General features: G+C 47.1%; 21 protein-coding genes. 12 read left to right on the top strand and 9 right to left on the bottom strand.

Features of this window, described 5'->3' with window-relative positions:
• Positions 1–2: 2 nt before the first annotated feature.
• A complete protein-coding gene (menH, locus tag ACMUEV_RS24820) occupies positions 3–857 on the top strand; it encodes a 2-succinyl-6-hydroxy-2,4-cyclohexadiene-1-carboxylate synthase (RefSeq protein WP_242044200.1) in 855 nt (284 codons plus the stop codon).
• A gap of 67 nt (positions 858–924) precedes the next feature.
• On the opposite strand, the gene ACMUEV_RS24825 is transcribed toward menH, so the two are convergent.
• Positions 925–1,146: a hypothetical protein gene (locus ACMUEV_RS24825; RefSeq protein ID WP_017286418.1), complete on the bottom strand. Its 222-nt coding sequence runs from the start codon at positions 1,144–1,146 to the stop codon at positions 925–927.
• Between the two features lie 187 nt (positions 1,147–1,333).
• On the opposite strand from ACMUEV_RS24825, the gene ACMUEV_RS24830 reads away from it, so the two are divergent.
• The 9 genes from ACMUEV_RS24830 (at position 1,334) to ACMUEV_RS24870 (ending at position 11,417) form a co-directional block, all read left to right on the top strand.
• Positions 1,334–2,110, top strand: a complete 777-nt coding sequence (locus tag ACMUEV_RS24830; RefSeq protein WP_190647179.1) for a DUF554 domain-containing protein — start codon at positions 1,334–1,336, stop codon at positions 2,108–2,110.
• Between the two features lie 249 nt (positions 2,111–2,359).
• Positions 2,360–2,893 carry a sigma-70 family RNA polymerase sigma factor gene (locus tag ACMUEV_RS24835; protein ID WP_144056144.1) on the top strand — a complete coding sequence of 178 codons (534 nt, stop codon included), beginning with the start codon at positions 2,360–2,362 and terminating at the stop codon, positions 2,891–2,893.
• Between the two features lie 94 nt (positions 2,894–2,987).
• On the top strand, positions 2,988–4,307 hold the full coding sequence (locus ACMUEV_RS24840) for an aspartate aminotransferase family protein (RefSeq protein ID WP_190647178.1): 1,320 nt from the start codon (positions 2,988–2,990) through the stop codon (positions 4,305–4,307).
• A 58-nt stretch (positions 4,308–4,365) separates the two neighbouring features.
• Complete coding sequence (locus ACMUEV_RS24845) at positions 4,366–4,869, top strand: methylated-DNA--[protein]-cysteine S-methyltransferase (RefSeq protein ID WP_036045338.1); 504 nt, start codon at positions 4,366–4,368, stop codon at positions 4,867–4,869.
• A gap of 188 nt (positions 4,870–5,057) precedes the next feature.
• Entirely contained in the window at positions 5,058–5,663 is a 606-nt protein-coding gene (locus ACMUEV_RS24850) for a DUF3038 domain-containing protein (protein ID WP_017286413.1), read from the top strand.
• A gap of 39 nt (positions 5,664–5,702) precedes the next feature.
• The gene (locus tag ACMUEV_RS24855; protein WP_190647177.1) at positions 5,703–7,085 is read left to right on the top strand and encodes a DUF4335 domain-containing protein; all 1,383 of its coding nucleotides are present in this window, start codon (positions 5,703–5,705) and stop codon (positions 7,083–7,085) included.
• Between the two features lie 79 nt (positions 7,086–7,164).
• Complete coding sequence (gene gltX, locus ACMUEV_RS24860; RefSeq protein ID WP_190647176.1) at positions 7,165–8,610, top strand: glutamate--tRNA ligase; 1,446 nt, start codon at positions 7,165–7,167, stop codon at positions 8,608–8,610.
• Positions 8,611–8,882: 272 nt separating this feature from the next.
• Entirely contained in the window at positions 8,883–10,769 is a 1,887-nt protein-coding gene (gene ftsH2, locus ACMUEV_RS24865; protein WP_017286410.1) for an ATP-dependent zinc metalloprotease FtsH2, read from the top strand.
• A gap of 132 nt (positions 10,770–10,901) precedes the next feature.
• A complete protein-coding gene (locus ACMUEV_RS24870) occupies positions 10,902–11,417 on the top strand; it encodes a DUF1993 domain-containing protein (RefSeq protein WP_190647175.1) in 516 nt (171 codons plus the stop codon).
• Positions 11,418–11,618: 201 nt separating this feature from the next.
• Here the strand turns inward: ACMUEV_RS24870 and ACMUEV_RS24875 are convergent, their stop codons facing one another.
• A complete protein-coding gene (locus ACMUEV_RS24875) occupies positions 11,619–12,131 on the bottom strand; it encodes a DUF4168 domain-containing protein (protein ID WP_144056143.1) in 513 nt (170 codons plus the stop codon).
• Positions 12,132–12,225: 94 nt separating this feature from the next.
• Positions 12,226–13,215, bottom strand: a complete 990-nt coding sequence (holA, locus tag ACMUEV_RS24880; RefSeq protein WP_190647174.1) for a DNA polymerase III subunit delta — start codon at positions 13,213–13,215, stop codon at positions 12,226–12,228.
• A gap of 142 nt (positions 13,216–13,357) precedes the next feature.
• Here holA and ACMUEV_RS24885 point away from each other — a divergent pair, with 142 nt between their 5' ends.
• Together ACMUEV_RS24885 and ACMUEV_RS24890 are read left to right on the top strand one after the other, a co-directional pair.
• Positions 13,358–14,143: a DUF1868 domain-containing protein gene (locus ACMUEV_RS24885; RefSeq protein WP_026148424.1), complete on the top strand. Its 786-nt coding sequence runs from the start codon at positions 13,358–13,360 to the stop codon at positions 14,141–14,143.
• 246 nt (positions 14,144–14,389) lie between these two features.
• Positions 14,390–15,214, top strand: a complete 825-nt coding sequence (locus ACMUEV_RS24890; RefSeq protein WP_190647173.1) for a hypothetical protein — start codon at positions 14,390–14,392, stop codon at positions 15,212–15,214.
• A 109-nt stretch (positions 15,215–15,323) separates the two neighbouring features.
• Here the strand turns inward: ACMUEV_RS24890 and ACMUEV_RS24895 are convergent, their stop codons facing one another.
• From ACMUEV_RS24895 to sufR, 6 genes are all read right to left on the bottom strand, one after another.
• Positions 15,324–15,683, bottom strand: coding sequence for a type II toxin-antitoxin system RelE/ParE family toxin (locus ACMUEV_RS24895; RefSeq protein ID WP_190647172.1), 360 nt, complete (start codon positions 15,681–15,683; stop codon positions 15,324–15,326).
• Positions 15,676–15,915, bottom strand: a complete 240-nt coding sequence (locus ACMUEV_RS24900; protein ID WP_190647171.1) for a hypothetical protein — start codon at positions 15,913–15,915, stop codon at positions 15,676–15,678. Before ACMUEV_RS24900 ends, ACMUEV_RS24895 begins: the two co-directional genes overlap by 8 nt.
• A 22-nt stretch (positions 15,916–15,937) precedes the next feature.
• Positions 15,938–16,318, bottom strand: coding sequence for a hypothetical protein (locus ACMUEV_RS24905; protein ID WP_190647170.1), 381 nt, complete (start codon positions 16,316–16,318; stop codon positions 15,938–15,940).
• Positions 16,319–16,329: 11 nt separating this feature from the next.
• Entirely contained in the window at positions 16,330–16,539 is a 210-nt protein-coding gene (locus tag ACMUEV_RS24910; RefSeq protein WP_017286404.1) for a type II toxin-antitoxin system HicA family toxin, read from the bottom strand.
• Complete coding sequence (locus ACMUEV_RS24915; RefSeq protein WP_017286403.1) at positions 16,536–16,736, bottom strand: type II toxin-antitoxin system HicB family antitoxin; 201 nt, start codon at positions 16,734–16,736, stop codon at positions 16,536–16,538. The genes ACMUEV_RS24910 and ACMUEV_RS24915 overlap by 4 nt, the downstream gene beginning before the upstream one ends.
• 135 nt (positions 16,737–16,871) lie before the next feature.
• The gene (gene sufR / locus ACMUEV_RS24920) at positions 16,872–17,507 is read right to left on the bottom strand and encodes an iron-sulfur cluster biosynthesis transcriptional regulator SufR (RefSeq protein WP_017286402.1); all 636 of its coding nucleotides are present in this window, start codon (positions 17,505–17,507) and stop codon (positions 16,872–16,874) included.
• Positions 17,508–17,515: the final 8 nt, after the last annotated feature.

A 17,515-nucleotide genomic window follows, 5' to 3' on the forward strand; every position in this document is an offset into this window, starting at 1 on the left:
ACATGAGGGGATCAACTGCTGGTAAGCGATCCTGCTTCGAGCTAGGTTTTAATATTGTTCCCCAGAAGTTTACAGAAATGCTGCTGAATTTCACGTCTGCGTCAAGCCAACCTGCTGTCTTGTTTTTACATGGGTTTCTTGGGAACCATACAGAGTTTCATTCCGTAAGTTCGCGGCTGGAGCAGTTTAATTGCATGGCGATCGATCTCCCCGGTCATGGCAAAACTCAAGAAACGTGGGAGTATAGTCTGCCGAACACTGCTGAAACGATCGTTGAGCTTTTAACACAGGCACAAATTGATCAAGCCAATTTGGTCGGATACTCAATGGGCGGACGCTTAGCGCTCTATTTGGCGTTGACTTATCCTGATCGATTTCCGAAGGTTGTGATCGAATCAGGTTCACCAGGGCTGAAAACAGCCAGAGAGCGATCGCAGAGAATCCAGCACGATCACGAATTAGCCAATCGATTAGAAGCAGATTTCCAGCAGTTCTTAAGAGATTGGTACAACATGCCGCTGTTTCGATCATTTGCTGCGCATCCGAACTTCGAGCAAATCGTACAAGAGAGAGCAAAGAATAATCCGCTTGAACTTGCGCGATCGCTCAGAGAAATGGGAACAGGAATGCAGCCGAGTTTATGGAAGACATTAGAATCGCATCGGCAGCCGATTTTGTTGATTGTGGGAGAATGCGATCGTAAATTCATCGAAATCAATCAAGAAATGGCGGCGCTCTGTCCAACCGCAGAACTGGTGATCGTTTCAGATTGCGGTCATAACGTTCATTTTGAAAAACCAGAAGAATTTGTCGATCGGCTTCAACACTTTCTACTTGATTCGCAATCCAACCTCTAGCGCCCAAAATAAAAGCGGCTTCATCGCTGAAACCGCCCATGACCACACAGTAAACTTTTCTGACGCACTAACTCCAAATCTCCTCAAGCGCATTCAAATCTGTTTCGGAGAGCAGAATCATTGTCTCGTAGCCGATTCTACCCATCTCAGGCTCCTCGCCCAATTCCATCTCAACCAAGTACGACCAGTTTCCTGCTTCTGCTCGATACTCTTTCACCTTTCCTTCACCACCAATAAACCGCACGGATTGATCGGGGCTAAATTTTGGGACTGACTTCACGGCGATCATGTTCTTCACCTCTATACAACCTTGCAACCTTGCTGCCTTCTTCAACCGTTTCCGATGCGATTGCTGAAAGAATATCTAAAGCTTTAATAAAGATGTCTCTCCCGTATGGGTAAACGTTATCATTCGATAGCTCTTTCCTGGGAGCGAGAGCAATATCATCTTTACGGTTAGGATAACGCTACGACGAATGCTAACAACCCTGATCTGGCTCATTCATCCTGCAACACTTGGCGTATTCGTAAAAACAAGCGGCACTTGGATCAATGTTGCAACCGTGCTCATTGGAAGTGGACTCGGCATTGTGCTAAAAGGCAATCTGCCCACCCGAATGCAGCGCATCATTACTCAAGCGCTCGGATTGCTGACTTTGTTTCTCGGTGTAACGATGGCAGGAAGTTTGCTCAAGGTCAAGCTTGGCATTTTCGATGGCGTGATTATTGGGTTAATTGCGATCGTCATCGGCGGTTTACTCGGTGAATGGTGGCGCATTGATGCTCGACTTCGTACGATCGGGGATGCGTTGAAACATCGCTTTCAAGGAGGCGGAAGTTTTACAGAAGGATTTGTGGCGGCAAGTTTACTGTTTTGCGTTGGCCCGATGGCAATGATTGGGAGTTTGAACAATGGCTTGTCAGGAGACAATACACTCCTTTCGATCAAATCTGCAATGGATGGCTTAGCCTCGATCGCATTGAGCAGCAGCTATGGCATTGGAGTCGCGTTCTCGATCTTGCCGATCGTGGTTTATCAAGGCGGACTCTCGATCGCCGCTAGTTTTTTAGCGCAATCCCTATCTGAGCCAGCGACAAATCCATCCGTTTTACTCACCTCTGGAGTCGGCGGATTAATCGTGATGGGACTTGGCTTAAACCTTTTAGAGGTCGCAGAATTAAGCATTGCTGCATTTCTGCCAGGACTGCTGCTTGCGCCATTACTTTGTGCAATCATCGAGTGGTTGGCGTAACCGAAATCGATAATATATCCGTACATATAAACGATGCATGACTGCAGCTTGATCAAGGTTTTTTAAGATTTGCTACCAAATTCAAAAATGTCTCTATAATTGACGACGATAGTGATAACAGGATTGTTACTACTTCAAACCGACCCGGAAGAGCATCAGATCGATCAGCACTTCGATCACGATCGAATGCTTGAAAAATTTTATCTGAACTCTAAACTTGTGTCCCATTTACGAATTAGGAAGAACACAATGGTTGCAACGAAAAGAAGATCGCCGACCTCAACACTTGTATCTAAAGATTCGATCAGCGGAGCTTCCAGTGCGCTCAAGGATCTGCCTGAAAAGCCCAAAGAAATTTGGTCACTGAGAGAAGCCATTAGCCTGCTGAAAGATCAAATCATTTTGGCACTCGATCGTGGGTATACCTATACCGAGGTTTCGCAGATGCTTTCCTCGAAAGGTGTTGAGATTAGCCCTTCTACGTTGAAGTACTATCTCTCTTCTGCTCGTAAAGAAGATGGAAGTAGCACAAAAGGTCGTCGTCGTAGAACATTGTCGATGACAGCCGAAACTTTGCAAAACGGATCGGATGCTTTAGACAGCGAAGCAGGAGCTTCTGAAGAGAAGCCCAAGCGCGAAAAAGCTGCCCCAAAAGCAACCAAATCGGCTCCTAAAACGCCTGCGAAGCAACCTGCTAAAGCTGCAACTAAACCCGCAGCAAAAGCAAAAACTACGTCCACAAAAACGACGAAGACGACCACTCGCAAAAAATCAGCCAGTTAACGGATCGTTGTCGTTCAGCTTCCGCGATCGACATTCAGCAAGAACCTGTCTTATCGCTGAATGTCGATCGTTCATTCCCTAAAAGAATTTAGCCATGTTAGATATCTCTCTACCAGAGAGCCTTGATGCTTTCTGGATGCCTTTTACTGCAAATCGACAGTTCAAAGCTAAGCCTCGTCTGATGGCATCTGCCAAAGATATGCACTACACCACAGTCGATGGGCGGCAGGTTTTAGACGGAACTGCGGGGCTGTGGTGTGTGAATGCAGGACATTGCCGCGATCGCATTGTCGATGCCATTCATCAGCAAGCCGCAACTTTAGATTTTTCGCCCACGTTTCAGATGGGACATCCTGGTCCATTTGCCTTAGCCGATCGCTTAGCCAAAATGCTTCCCGGCGATTTGGATCATGTGTTTTTTGCAAATTCTGGCTCAGAGGCAGTCGATACTGCGCTGAAGATTGCGCTGGCGTATCATCGGGTGCGGGGTGAGGCGAGCCGAACTCGGTTAATTGGACGAGAGCGAGGCTATCACGGAGTCGGATTTGGGGGCGTTTCCGTGGGAGGAATTGCTCCAAATCGTAAGTTCTTTGGCAGTTTACTTCCAGGCGTTGATCATCTTCCGCATACGCATAATTTAAAACAGAATGCCTTTAGTAAAGGACAGCCGACTTGGGGGGCACATTTAGCTGATGAGCTAGAGCGGATTGTGACCTTGCATGATCCATCCACGATCGCGGCTGTGATTGTTGAGCCTGTTGCTGGATCGACTGGTGTGCTGATTCCACCTGTCGGGTATTTAGAGAAACTGCGATCGATCTGCGACAAGTACGGCATTCTCTTGATCTTTGATGAAGTGATCACAGGCTTTGGGCGCTTGGGCAAAGCGTTTGCGGTTGATTACTTTGGAGTCATGCCAGATTTGGTTTGTGTCGCAAAAGGCATTACAAATGCTGCGGTTCCGATGGGGGCTGTGTTTGCACGATCGTATATTTATGATGCGTTTATGCATGGGCAGGAAAGTGCGATCGAGCTATTTCATGGATATACCTATTCAGGACATCCCTTAGCCTGTGCAGCAGCAATGGCGACGCTGGATATTTATGAAGAGGAGCAGTTATTCGATCGGGCTGCCAGTCTTGCTTCATATTGGGAAGAAGCAATGCATTCGCTCAAAGGCGTGCCGCATGTGATTGATGTGCGGAATTTAGGATTAGTGGCAGGAATTGAGTTGGAATCCATTCCAGGACAACCCGGAGTTCGAGCTTACAATGCGCTAGTCAATTGTTTTGAGCAAGGCTTGCTGATTAGAACCACCGGAGACATTATTGCGCTGTCCCCGCCCTTGATTCTGGAAAAACATCATATCGATGAGATGGTGGAACGATTGAGCCACGTATTACGATCGATGTAATGTCCGAGAAGTCGGAGCGTTCTAAACTCCGACTTCTGAGATTGTGGAGTCGATTGCAATGATTTACTACCAATGGTTCACAAGTCCTTTAGGTCAAGTGCTGCTGACTTCAAATGGTCAATCGCTGACCGGGTTGCATCTGCACGGACAAAAATATTTCCCTAATCGAACTGAAGACTGGCAAGAATCAACGCTCGATCTGTTTGTGCAAGTTCAAGAACAACTGACAGAATACTTTGCACATCAGCGCCAGCAGTTTGATCTGCCACTTGAGCCTCAAGGAACCCCATTTCAAAAACAAGTTTGGCAATTGCTCACAGAGATTCCCTTTGGTCAGACTATCTCTTATGGCACATTAGCCAAACAAACTGGCAATCCTACTGCATCTCGCGCGGTCGGTGCAGCGAACGGTCGAAATCCGATCGCGATCGTCGTTCCCTGCCACCGAGTCATCGCAGCCAATGGAGCTTTAACAGGGTATGCAGGAGGAGTCGATCGTAAACAATGGCTCCTTCGGCATGAACAAGCAGAAGTGGGAAATTTATTGGGAAGCGTTGTTTGATTAAAGACTCCCCACTCCCCACTCCCCACAATCTCTACCTCCCGATAGAAGTTCCCCCTGCGCTACCCTCCGCAGCCTAATCTGTGATTGAATTTAGGCGGGGAAACAAAACGAATTTTGATCGAGTCGCATGTTTCAAGACTTGAAACCGCCTCCACACTGTCAAAGTTCTCCCATACGCTGAATATATGACATCGATCGTGCAGCCAACCGCCTCCTCTCCCTCAAATTGGGAAGACCTTAACCTCTCAGCCCAGCCAAGCCCCGATCAGTTGGACAACATCAAAGCCCAACTCGATCTCATTCTGCTGGCACTCGAAGCGATCGCGAATCTCTCCTCGGAAGCCATGCTGCAAGCTGCGACCGATTTGAAGCTCGAATCGATGATCAGCGATCGTGTCTCACTTTGGCGGTTGAGGCAATCGAGTCCTTTACGTAAAGGACAAGGCGGACGCAAAAAGCTCGATGTCGATGAAGCTCGCGCTTTAACTCTAATCATCTGTCATCTGGCAAAACAGCACAGTGAGCTGATTCGGCGCGCTGTTGCACTTCTCGAACAATTGACCGAACAGAATCGCGAACCCCATCAAGCTGCCCTTCTAGGCAACTATCTAGATGCATTTCACAATACCTATCAAGAGCGAATGGAAGAAGGCGAAAAAGCTTCGACTGATTCACTCACCAATCTGGCGTTAAAATTGCTGATTGACCTGCTGTTTTATGGCAATCCGCAAGGTGTACGCCGCCTGTGGTTAACCCTGCTCGATCGCTCATTGCCCACGGTTCCAAATTAAATTGTCCCGACCTGACCTGACGCGCTCAACTTTGAACTCATGTCCTCATCCAACTCTGTGATTCGACGTTACACACCGCCCACCTGCACTTTAGAAATCGCTGCGAAGGATTCGCCGCTTTCGCGTTGGATGGGTCAATCTGTTCTCAAACATCTGCGCTTCAAACTCAGCTTTGACGATCCACGAGTCAGTGAAGAACAGTGGACAACCATTAGAGGCGATCGCAATCAGCTCGAAGCCCTTTGCAATGCGGTCAGCCACTACGTCCAAAATTTTCTCAGCCAGTCCAGCCGATTTGGAAATCGTGACTCTGCAACAGCGACAGAACCTAACACCGCTGTCATGCCTGAAACTGAGCAAAATTCGGCTGGAATTCACCTGCAACCTAAAGGATTGATCTCGCACGAATTACATTTAGGCACGCTTGCCAACGAATCAACCGGATCAACGTTACAATTAAGTGCGGTTCAACTCGCAGATCTTGCCTCTGCACTCGATGAATATTCTGCTGATGTCACTGCACTTCCCAATCTTGAAAAACCGAGTTGGGTGCAGGTCGCTCCTGCATGGGGCACGATCGCAGCAGGTTTCATTGTCGCCATTGGCGTAATGGCAGCCTTTAGACCTCTATTTGACTCATCTCCTGCACCCCAAACCGCCCAATCTCCGAGCAGCAACGATCAGCGCCTTCCAGTACAACCCCTTCCAAGCACTCCTGCACCCAATACGATTGGAGCGCTCCCCACTTCCCCAGTGCCCTTGCCTTCTGGTTCTCCTGGAACCCAAACCGCTCCTAATCTAAATCCTGGTAGTCTCCCAGCACAGCCTGGTCAGCCGCCCCAACTGAGAATTGCTCAAGAACCCGCTGTTGAAGCTCCTCCTCAACAGCAAATCCAAATTCAAACGCCTCCGCTACAAGATGTTCCAGTAGCTTCGATTCCTGACCAAACTAAGCCATCGCCCGCCCAAGGAAATACTACTGGCAACCAAGCTGCTCGATCGAGAGATCCTAACGAAGCACCAACCCCTCCTGAAAATGCGGGTGATGCCGCGATCGCAAGCGCTGCACGTGAAGCATCTCCATCTGCTGAGAGCGCGCCACAACCTTCCTCTCTGTCTCGTGCTGCTGCTCCTCCTGCCGCTGTGCAGATTCCTCAAGCGAAGGAAGCAGAGCAGAGACTACAAAAGGCTTGGCAACCGCCAGCCGATCTTAAGAGCAATTTTGAATTTGTGATTTTTGTGGATGAGAACGGAAATATTACAGACAGACAGCCATTAGACGATACTGCAAGAAAGTTTGCGAATGTCGCTGGAATTCCGAAAATTGGAGAGAATCTAGTTTCTCCACTCAAGGGAAGAGGTTCAGCTACTTTCCGAGTGTTGTACAAACCGGATGGAACCGTTCAAGCCTTCTTGCAGTAATCGTTGAATCGCCTAGACGTTGGAGTTGCTGCACTCCGTTAGAATGGAGAATGCACAAAAAACTCTGGGCGATTTACTCATGACCGTTCGCGTTCGTATTGCACCCAGTCCTACTGGCAATCTCCACATCGGAACGGCTAGAACTGCGGTATTTAATTGGCTATTTGCCCGCCATCATGGCGGCAAGTTTATCCTACGGATTGAAGACACTGATTTAGAGCGATCGAAACCTGAATTCACGCAAAATATTTTCGAGGGATTAACCTGGCTCGGTTTGACGTGGGACGAAGAACCCGTTTATCAAACGGCTCGGATGCATCTCTATCGCGAGAAGATTCAGCAGTTGCTCGATCGAGGATTAGCGTATCGCGCTTATGATACGCCGGGAGAACTCGACGCGATGCGAGAAGCTCAAAAGGCGAGAAATGAAGCCCCGCGCTATGACAATCGCCATCGCAATCTCACCCCCGAACAGGAAGCAGCTTTTCTAGCCGAAGGGCGCAAACCTGTGATTCGATTCAAAATCGACGACGATCGAGAAATTTCCTGGACAGATCTCGTGCGCGGCACGGTGACTTGGAAAGGTCGCGATCTAGGCGGTGACATGGTGATTGCCCGTGCAGCAGAAGGTCAAGAAGTCGGACAACCCCTCTATAACTTTGTAGTGGTGGTTGACGATATTGATATGAACATCAGCCATGTGATTCGAGGCGAAGATCATATCGGAAATACTCCAAAGCAAATTCTGCTGTATGAAGCTTTAGGCGCAACTCTGCCTGAATTTGGACATACCCCGCTGATTCTCAACCAAGCAGGCGCGAAACTTTCCAAGCGGGACGGCGTGACCTCAATTTCTGACTTTAAAGAGATGGGATACACCGCAGAAGCGATCGCGAATTATATGACCCTGCTCGGCTGGTCGCCCCCTGAACCGATGACTGAAATTTTCACCCTGGCTGAAGCGGCTGAGCAATTTAGCTTCGATCGCGTCAACAAAGCCGGTGCAAAATTCGATTGGGACAAACTCAACTGGATTAATGGGCAATACATTCATGCCATGCCCGTTTCTGAGGCAACAAATTTATTAATTCCGGTTTGGAAATCAGCAGGATATGAATTTGATGCAGAGCGCGATCGCGCTTGGCTCGAACAGATTACCGCGCTCGTTGCACCCAGTCTTGCTCGATTAAACGAAGCAGCCGACATGACCCGCTACTTATTCCAATCGTTGGACTACACCGACGATACCAAGGCACAAATGCAACAAGACGGCGCTGCAACTGCTATCCAAGCCATTTTGGATGCCATGCCTGCTGAACTCACCGAGACTGCAACTCAAGATGTCATCAAACAAGTGGTCAAAGAGCAAAACTTGAAAAAAGGCATCGTGATGAAATCTCTCAGAGCCGCTCTAACTGGAGCATTACAAGGTCCTGACCTCGTTCAATCCTGGCTGTTACTCAATCAGAAAGGACTCGATCGATCTCGCTTTGAGCAAGCGTTATCGATCGCGAATGCTGGATAGGGGAATGGGGGAATAGGGGAATGGGGGAATAAAGAGAAAATTGCTTCTTGCCCCCACTCCCCATCTCCCACCTTCATTGCCTGAATCTCACAATTTCTGTTAAATTTAGTTAAGATTCTTCTCATTAATCACTTGATAGAGAATCCGTCATAGTACTTGGGACGCAACTGAGCCTCATTCTCAAGCTAAATCCCAAGCTGTATGGAAAATCCCATACTTGAAGCACGATCGATAAAATTACCGTTGTAGCCATATCACGAGGTTGCCAATTTATGAAATCTTCTTGGAGAACCATCCTGCTATGGGCGATTCCCGCGCTAGTCGTTGGGTTCTTCCTGTGGCAAGGATCAATCGCTCCAGCCGCACCCAACACTGGGAAAAATACTGCTAGTACACGCATGACCTACGGGCGATTCCTAGAGTATTTGGATGCCAATCGAATTACTAGCGTTGACTTATATGATGGCGGTCGTACCGCGATCGTCGAAGCCGTCGATCCAGACTTGGACAATCGGCTACAACGGTTACGGGTCGATCTTCCAGGCGACACTCCCCAACTCATCACACGCTTACGTTCCTCGAACATTAACCTAGATTCGCACCCAGTTCGCAACGATGGGGCAGTCTGGGGTTTACTCGGTAACTTGGTCTTCCCGATTCTCTTATTAGGTGGATTGTTCTTCTTGTTCCGTCGCTCTGGCAATGTTCCGGGCGGTCCTGGACAAGCGATGAACTTCGGCAAGTCTCGCGCTCGGTTCCAAATGGAAGCCAAAACAGGTGTCTTGTTTGATGATGTTGCGGGCATCGAAGAAGCCAAAGAGGAACTTCAAGAAGTTGTCACTTTCTTGAAGAAGCCAGAACGCTTTACCGCAGTCGGCGCGAAAATCCCCAAAGGAGTCTTACTCGTCGGACCTCCTGGAACCGGGAAAACTTTATTAGCAAAAGCGATCGCAGGCGAAGCGGGTACACCATTCTTTTCGATTTCGGGTTCTGAATTCGTCGAAATGTTCGTGGGTGTCGGGGCTTCCCGAGTTCGCGATCTGTTCAAAAAAGCCAAAGAAAACGCCCCTTGTATCATCTTTATCGATGAAATTGACGCAGTGGGTCGTCAACGTGGAGCAGGTATCGGTGGCGGTAACGACGAACGTGAGCAAACCTTGAACCAGCTTCTCACTGAAATGGACGGGTTTGAGGGCAACTCTGGCATCATCATCATTGCGGCAACAAACCGTCCTGATGTGTTGGATTCCGCCTTGCTTCGTCCCGGTCGTTTCGATCGCCAAGTGACCGTCGATGTCCCTGATATCAAAGGTCGCTTAGAAGTTCTCAATGTTCACGCTCGCAACAAGAAGATTTCCGAAGAAGTCTCACTGGATGCGATCGCGCGTCGGACTCCTGGCTTCTCTGGGGCTGACTTAGCCAACTTGCTGAACGAAGCTGCGATTCTCACCGCACGTCGCCGCAAAGATGCGATTACGATGTCTGAGATTGATGATGCAGTTGACCGGGTTGTTGCAGGGATGGAAGGCACACCGCTAACCGACAGCAAGAGCAAACGGTTGATTGCATATCACGAAGTTGGACATGCGATCGTCGGCACTTTGGTGAAAGAGCACGATCCCGTTCAGAAAGTAACCTTAATTCCTCGTGGTCAGGCTCGTGGTCTAACTTGGTTTATGCCGAGTGAAGATCAAGGATTGATCTCACGTGCTCAAATCTTGGCGCGAATTAAAGGCGCATTGGGTGGACGCGCAGCAGAAGAAGTGATCTTTGGAGATGCTGAAGTGACGACAGGTGCAGGCGGTGACATTCAGCAAGTCACAAGCATGGCACGTCAGATGGTCACTCGCTATGGCATGTCGGATTTAGGTCCCCTGTCGCTAGAAAGTCAGCAAGGCGAGGTTTTCTTGGGTGGCGGTTGGATGACGCGATCGGAGTATTCCGAAGAAATCGCGGCTCGAATTGATGCTCAAGTCCGTTCCATTGTTGAACATTGCTTAGAAGACACTCGCAAGATCATTCGCGAAAACCGGGAAGTAATTGACCGATTGGTTGATCTACTCGTGGACAAAGAAACGATCGATGGTGACGAATTCCGTCAAATCGTGGCTGAGTACACGGCAGTTCCTGACAAAGAGCGCTACGTGCCTCAACTGTAAGCTGAGACTCTGTTCATAAACTAATCGGGGTAGTTTTCACTACCCCGATTTTTTATATGAGATAAGCTTGTTAGGCTGAAATCCATCTGAGTTACAGCTAGGATTTACAGAACAAGTCTTAAAAATTACAACATGCAACGGCAAAATATAGATTTAATTCAAAACCTCTTTCAAAGTCGCTTAGCAACTCTTGAGCATCTCTTGAAAACAGCTCAAGCTCATTTTTGTGATGACGAATCGTTTCTTCAACAACGCATCGCGGCTGATATGTTTCCCTTCGGGACTCAGATTGCTTTCACCTGTAATCAGCCACGCAACTTTGCTCTCTGGTGTGATGGTAAGTCTGCGGATAATTTAGATCCAAATGTCACATCTCTTGCACAAGCATACGAACTTATCGCAAACACGAATGAGCTTCTTTTGAGCATTAACGTTGAAGATACAAAGCTAGATGAGATGACACGCATTTATGACAAGAACTTATACATCGAGCTATCTGGTAGCGCCTATGTGAATGAATTTCTCATCCCAAACTTTTACTTCCATTTGGTCACAGCGTATGACATTCTTCGTATGGCTGGTGTACCCCTTGGTAAACGCGATTACATGATTCACCTCGTGCCATTCATCAAGCAGGCTGAAGCCTAATCAGTTAAATGCAGCAGACGAGCCAGTGCTAGAGCCGAAATGGCTGCCGTCGCTGAGTTGATCGATCGACATTCACAGGATTAGGCAAGCTAGAAGCTATGTGTTTCAACTGTGACTGTCTGTTGAAACTCTGTTCATAGACTAATCGGGGTAGTGAAAACTGCCCCGATTTTTTAGCCTGATCAAGAAATGCTTGTGAAACTACTTCGTGCCTTCACAGCTAATATCGCCAATTTTCAAGCGTCGAGCTTCTTGAGCCACTCGATCGCACATTGCACGACTGCCGACTTGACTTTGGAAGGAGTTGAATTCATCCAAACTCAATTGAGGATTTTGGCTGGCAAGAATTTTATAAAAACTTTGACGAAACTCCTGACATAGCCCACGCACTTGATCACGGGCACCAGAATTCACTTGATTAATATTTTGACACACCCCTTTAGGCACGCTGCCACCTGTGACTTGTCGCAGTTGATTTTCAAGTTCAAGTCGGCGTTGTTCTAGCGCAACCGCAGACCGAACGTACCGGGTAAAGGCAGTTTCCTGTGCAAAAGCAGATTGATCAAACATTTTTGCGACTGGAGCGGAGAGATTCGGTGTCCAGCCTGCTAAAACAGCGATCGTCGAAAAGGCACCGATTGCAAGAGAGCGTTTGATCAGCATTTGAGAGAGAGAAGAGGGTTCACGATTCATCATCATAAGGCGGTGTGACATCCGGCAAAGTAGCACACAAGAGAGGTACAAATAATCTGAATTATTTTACTTGCAAGAAGTTCCGCGAACCAGAAAAGAAGTGAGAAATTTTCGATTACTTTCTGAATTGGAAAATTTGACAAAGTTCAATCACCTTTGTTTGCAGCGTGATCGTCTCATCGCTACCTCGTTTTAGGCTAAATTCTAACTCCAGCAAAATTGGGAGAACCTGTTGCAATTGTTGAAGTGACGCAGATTGAAGTTCTTGTTTGAGAAAATAAAGCTGTTTCGGGTTGCCTAGTTCTGCGGCTTTGGCAATTTCTCGATCGTCGCGTTCTCCTGATTCGATCATGAGCTTGATCCACAATCTCAGCCGGAATTGCCCCACGAGAGTGCTGACAATTCGCAAGGCAGGCTCATTTTGGCGTAACAAGTCAGCCACCAGTTCTAATGCCTGAGCCGTTTTCCCTTGCCGAATTGCAGCGAGCAGTTGCAGAGAACTTTGCGTACTGGCGGTAATCAGAGGCGCGATCGCAGATTCATCTAAAGGTTTCTTAGAATCAGCGGCAAAGACTTTCAGTTTCTCTAATTCGCTGTAAAGCTGGCGCGTATCATTGCCGACTGCTTCAGTGATGTAATCGATCGCCTTTGACGTAAGTTTGAGGTCAAATTCCTGCGCCACTCGCTGCACTTGAGTCCGAATTAATTCAGTTTTCCAGGGCGGAATCAGTGAGAATTCTTGAATCGTGGCGTGAGTCTGTAGAAGTTTCGTGGATTTGAGCCGTCCGTCTGGTTTTGAGGAACTTGTCAGCAGCAGCGTTGTGGTATCTGGTAGAGCAGTCAATGTGCGATCGAGTTCAGATAGCATATCTTCCGGGCATCGTTGCGCTAGCGTCGTCTCAGAGAGCCAGACAAGACGATTTCCAGTGCCGAAGGGGGGAGTCATCGCTTGATTAAGGGCTTGAACGACCGCATCGCTTTGCTCCGGGGAAAATTTATCAAAGTTAAAGCTTTCCCACATGGGGTCAAGTGTCTGTTGTTTCAGGGCTTTCACGGCTTGAGCGATCGCGAAACTATCTTCCCCCCAATAAAAGTAAATCCCCATACCGAATTTAGTCTCCCCTTAGTCCTAGAGTTAATCCCTGGCATTCCAAGTTCTTATTTCTCTCGCAGCGAGATGACACTTTACCGTTAGATTTAAGAATGGATTTCTAATTTATCGATTTACGGCGCGAGGCGATCGCACATTGGACGAGAATTATCAAACTTTCCTCAATCGGGTGATGCGGCTGACTTTACCAGAAACGTATAAGTCACAGGTGCAGCATATCCAAGAGTCTCCGAAGTTCCAGCTTGTGCCGGGGCAGGGCTGGCAACCTACTGCTTTTCCAGGGTACACGGTGATTACGCCTCCAGGGTCGGAGGATGGCAAGAATCGCGGCATTTATGCGTCCCTGAAACAGTATCAGTCGCAAATTGTGGAGAAATTGGGCGCAGATATGTTTGTGCCGATTCCGGCTGAGAGTTTTCATCTGACGATCGCGGATTTGATCTGGAATGAGGCGTATCTTCATGCAAAAGAAACGCCAGGTTTTGATGATCGGTTGCGCGATCGAGTGGCGAGCAGTTTTCGACAGTCGCAATTGAGTTCCACGGGGGAATCGATCCGATTTCAAGTGGTGGGCTTGATGGTGATGGCTCGCGCGATCGCGGTCTGTTTGGCGACGACGGATAGTGCGGGATATGAGCGGATTTTGAAGTGTCGCAGGGCAATTTATCAGAATCCGGATCTGATTGAGATTGGGATTGAGCAGCAGTATTACTTTACGCCGCATATTACGTTGGGGTATTTTGGCAAGCTGCCAGAAAATCTCGATCGCGATCAGTTAAGTCAGACCTTTGATGAGTTGCATCAGGAATGGCTGGATCATTATCCAGAGAACGAGTTTTGGATTCATCAAGCTGAATTCCGCAAGTTTAATAACATGACGGAATATGTAAGAAATCCAGACTGGGCTACGTATCAGTTCTAGGGATTCGAGCCTAGTCAATAGAATATCTGTCTAGATAACCGCTATGTGCTGAACCACATAACAGGCGCTCCGAGGAAGAATCAATTTAAAAATTCTTTCTCGGAGACATGAACAGCTTTTGCCCTTAAGAGTTTTTATTCTTGACCCAGAGTTGTTTGCCAACGTACTGGGAATAAGAAGTTGCTGAACTTCTACACTTTAGTCTTGAAACAAGCTGATCATTGATACAAGAAACCAGTATCTTTTATGACAAAAAATCGATACGGGCTTGAGAAAGAGATTCCAAAACCTGTTAAGCGATTAGTTCGACAAGAATGCGGCAATGGTTGCGTAATCTGTGGAAAGCTTCCTTATGAATACGAACACTTTGACCCTCCATACGAGAATGCCCATGAGCATAAGGCAGAGGGGATTGCATTACTCTGCTCTTCACATCATAGGGAGAAAACCTCTGGTCGTATCAGCGTGCAAGCTATTAAAAAAAGAAGAACCAATCCGTACAATCGAGGACGCTCTGCAGTCTGGTCTCATCACTTGACCGAGGACCTTCTATTCCTAAATGTAGGGGGTAATGTGCTACACGGAAATAGTGTTGGCTTGTCCATCAACGGTAATGTAATTCTTGGCATGAAAGCACCTGCAACTGCAGACGGACAATGGCTTCTAACTGGTACTTTCAATGATCCTTACGGAAAAGGCACTCTTCAATTTCGCGATAACGAGGTGCTCATTAATCATGGCTCCTGGGATTTCACGATGGAGGGATCAACTTTAACTGTGAAGAGTGGACCTCGCAAAATTGTAGCCCAGGCCTCTTTTCGCCCTAACGACAACGTTATTTCTCTTGACCAATTAAAGATGAGATTGGCTAATGGTCACAATCTCTCAATAGGAAAGCATGGCATACAGATCAAAGGTCCTCAACTCAACATAATTCTTAGTGACAACAAATCTATTCAGAGTTCTGGAACATCGATTTCTATTGGCGATAGTCAACAATTCGACTTAGAATTTACCACTTTCGCAATCAATTACTCAGCACTTGGAACTTCAGATGACTGGTATCAATAGCGGTCAAAATTAGCTTTATTACAATATTTCTTCGGTACGCTACAGCATAATTCAGAATGCTGCTCGCATTTTTTGAGCCTTCACTTCAAACCTACTAATCGCTTCATACTCAATTCTGTTCACGCTCTTTCTGATAAGCCGCAATCATGTCTTGAATCTCATCAGCGCTGACTGTAGATTGTTCAGATTTGGAATAAATCAGATGAAACACAATATCTGTAGGTGTCAGAACCTGATAAATCAGACGATATCCTCCACTTTTTCCGGATTGAGCGTCGCTATTTCTGGCGCGGACTTTGTAAACTGTATAGGCTGTGCCCGGAATTTGATCACCGATCACATTACCTAACAGTAGCTGATCAAAAATAGGCTGAAGATCGGTTTGAATCTGGCGATACTTTTTTGCAAGTCCTTTCAATCGTCGTTTAAATAGCAAAGTGAACTCGATTTGTACCAAAGAATCAGACATCAATACCGTCCCAAAGTTCTGAAAGTGGGATGGTTTGCCCTGCTTCCGCTTGATGAAGAGACTCCTTCAAATCAGCGAGGATCTGTTCTTTTGAATCAGTTTCTGGATCGAAATCCTCATTGAGCAGGGTAATCCGCACCCGAACTTTAGTGTGTTTATTTAGATTCAGGGGCTGAAGTAGGAGCAGTTCTCCATGTTCATTAATTTCGCCTGTGACTTCGATTTCTTGCATAGTGCAGTCCGTAACTCAACGATTAATTCTTCGATTGTATTTCCGCTTTAGCCTTCGTCTCAAACCAAGCAACGACTTGCTTAATGTTCAGATCTTCGATCGGACTTCCGTTCGCTGCCGCAACTTGATTCAACGGATTAATCGACGCAATCACAAGTTTGGAGAAGAATTTCTTAAATTCGTTGTCGATTCCACCTTGTAAGCTCTCATCCTGGTAGATCCAATCTTCGATTTGAGTCGAGTCAAGGTTCGCGATCGTTTTACCTGAAGCTTGAGCGATTTGTTTCAGCGATCGCAGTGAGTAGATCGCAACTCGTGCAGAAAACTTATCTCTTGAAGTCAAAAGCGCTTTATCGACTTCAAGACATTCTTCTGGGGTGAGAAATTCTGAATCTGGTTGCATAAAAAGTTGGATTACTCTAAGTCGTTTTCGGTCAGGTCAGCATCTTTCAAAATACTTCTCAGTGTCCCCTTGGGCAAATCTCGATTACCGTGAACTGGAATTGAAAGAATCACATCTACTCCTTCCTTAGAATAAATGTGGTGACTGCCTGTCGTTCGCTTCAACACCCAACCTTGACGCTCCACAATCTTGCAAAGCATCTTCCCCGAAATAGATTTCATACAGAAATCTCGACTAATTGCTTCTCAGGTTCAAGTACTTCTCGCTCACTTGCTACCTCTAACCATCCTTGAATCGCATCTTGTAGCATTTCAGTTAACTGTTCACGATTTTCTGCCCAAGTGTGACAGCCTGGTAACGCTGGAACAGAAGCACACCATACATCATCTTCTTGCCAGATTACTGCTTTGATTTTCATGGTTCATCCCCTTGACGAGCGTAATTAATCCTTTCTCTAAATATTGCTCTCTGATTAGATTGCTCCTGAGAATTTGAGGCACATTCACACCTGCAATTCAACTTCACGAACCTCAGCATCTTGCAGTCGATCTGCTTATCCTTTCAGTTGAATCAAATATCCGCAGCGATGCTCACCATTCACAAGCCAGTGAGTTCGCTCAACTTTACAGTCGGGAAGCGCGATCGCAAACATCTCTAACTCATGCCCGCATACACTCGGAAACGACTCGGCAATTTGTGCGATCGCACAGTTATATTCAGTCAGAATAAATCCACCCGTTTCAACAGTGTGACATTCTGCCATGTAGCCTTCTGAGACCCGCAGTTCGACTAATTTTGCCACTCGTTCTTCGAGAGAACCAGAACCGAGTCGATCGCGATATTCGATCGCTTTACGTTCCCATTGTTTCTGCAAGATCGATTTCATTTGATCTTTCGTGACCGTCTCTGCCAACGTCCCCAGCAGAGAAACGGCAAATTCGTCATAGCGATCGGGAAACTGCGATCGACCTTCTCGGCTCAGTTCGTACACATAATTCGGGCGACCCATTCCAGCCTGAATCTTTTTGTGAACAATTAAGCCTTCTGCTTCGAGTTCATTTAAGTGCCGTCGAATTCCTTGGGGCTTTAAATTTAATTGTTCTGCTAAATCTTGCGCGGTCGATTCGCCCTGCTTCAAAAGGTGACGCAGGATATCTTGTTTCGTCGAAGGCTGCTGAATCGTCGTCATCTCCTGCC

This window comes from Leptolyngbya sp. FACHB-1624 (assembly GCF_047649235.1).
Lineage (GTDB): Bacteria > Cyanobacteriota > Cyanobacteriia > Leptolyngbyales > Leptolyngbyaceae > Leptolyngbya > Leptolyngbya boryana.

Coding starts and splice junctions, on each gene's coding strand:
- ftsH2 (WP_017286410.1), top strand. CDS start 8,883: ATGAAATCTTCTTGGAGAACCATCCTGCTATGGGCGATTCCCGCGCTA.
- ACMUEV_RS24910 (WP_017286404.1), bottom strand. CDS start 16,539: ATGAAATCTATTTCGGGGAAGATGCTTTGCAAGATTGTGGAGCGTCAA.
- ACMUEV_RS24830 (WP_190647179.1), top strand. CDS start 1,334: ATGCTAACAACCCTGATCTGGCTCATTCATCCTGCAACACTTGGCGTA.
- sufR (WP_017286402.1), bottom strand. CDS start 17,507: ATGACGACGATTCAGCAGCCTTCGACGAAACAAGATATCCTGCGTCAC.
- ACMUEV_RS24870 (WP_190647175.1), top strand. CDS start 10,902: ATGCAACGGCAAAATATAGATTTAATTCAAAACCTCTTTCAAAGTCGC.
- ACMUEV_RS24915 (WP_017286403.1), bottom strand. CDS start 16,736: ATGAAAATCAAAGCAGTAATCTGGCAAGAAGATGATGTATGGTGTGCT.
- holA (WP_190647174.1), bottom strand. CDS start 13,215: ATGGGGATTTACTTTTATTGGGGGGAAGATAGTTTCGCGATCGCTCAA.
- ACMUEV_RS24855 (WP_190647177.1), top strand. CDS start 5,703: ATGTCCTCATCCAACTCTGTGATTCGACGTTACACACCGCCCACCTGC.
- ACMUEV_RS24875 (WP_144056143.1), bottom strand. CDS start 12,131: ATGTCACACCGCCTTATGATGATGAATCGTGAACCCTCTTCTCTCTCT.
- ACMUEV_RS24900 (WP_190647171.1), bottom strand. CDS start 15,915: ATGCAAGAAATCGAAGTCACAGGCGAAATTAATGAACATGGAGAACTG.
- ACMUEV_RS24835 (WP_144056144.1), top strand. CDS start 2,360: ATGGTTGCAACGAAAAGAAGATCGCCGACCTCAACACTTGTATCTAAA.
- ACMUEV_RS24890 (WP_190647173.1), top strand. CDS start 14,390: ATGACAAAAAATCGATACGGGCTTGAGAAAGAGATTCCAAAACCTGTT.
- ACMUEV_RS24845 (WP_036045338.1), top strand. CDS start 4,366: ATGATTTACTACCAATGGTTCACAAGTCCTTTAGGTCAAGTGCTGCTG.
- ACMUEV_RS24895 (WP_190647172.1), bottom strand. CDS start 15,683: ATGTCTGATTCTTTGGTACAAATCGAGTTCACTTTGCTATTTAAACGA.
- ACMUEV_RS24905 (WP_190647170.1), bottom strand. CDS start 16,318: ATGCAACCAGATTCAGAATTTCTCACCCCAGAAGAATGTCTTGAAGTC.
- ACMUEV_RS24840 (WP_190647178.1), top strand. CDS start 2,988: ATGTTAGATATCTCTCTACCAGAGAGCCTTGATGCTTTCTGGATGCCT.
- ACMUEV_RS24850 (WP_017286413.1), top strand. CDS start 5,058: ATGACATCGATCGTGCAGCCAACCGCCTCCTCTCCCTCAAATTGGGAA.
- gltX (WP_190647176.1), top strand. CDS start 7,165: ATGACCGTTCGCGTTCGTATTGCACCCAGTCCTACTGGCAATCTCCAC.
- menH (WP_242044200.1), top strand. CDS start 3: ATGAGGGGATCAACTGCTGGTAAGCGATCCTGCTTCGAGCTAGGTTTT.
- ACMUEV_RS24825 (WP_017286418.1), bottom strand. CDS start 1,146: ATGATCGCCGTGAAGTCAGTCCCAAAATTTAGCCCCGATCAATCCGTG.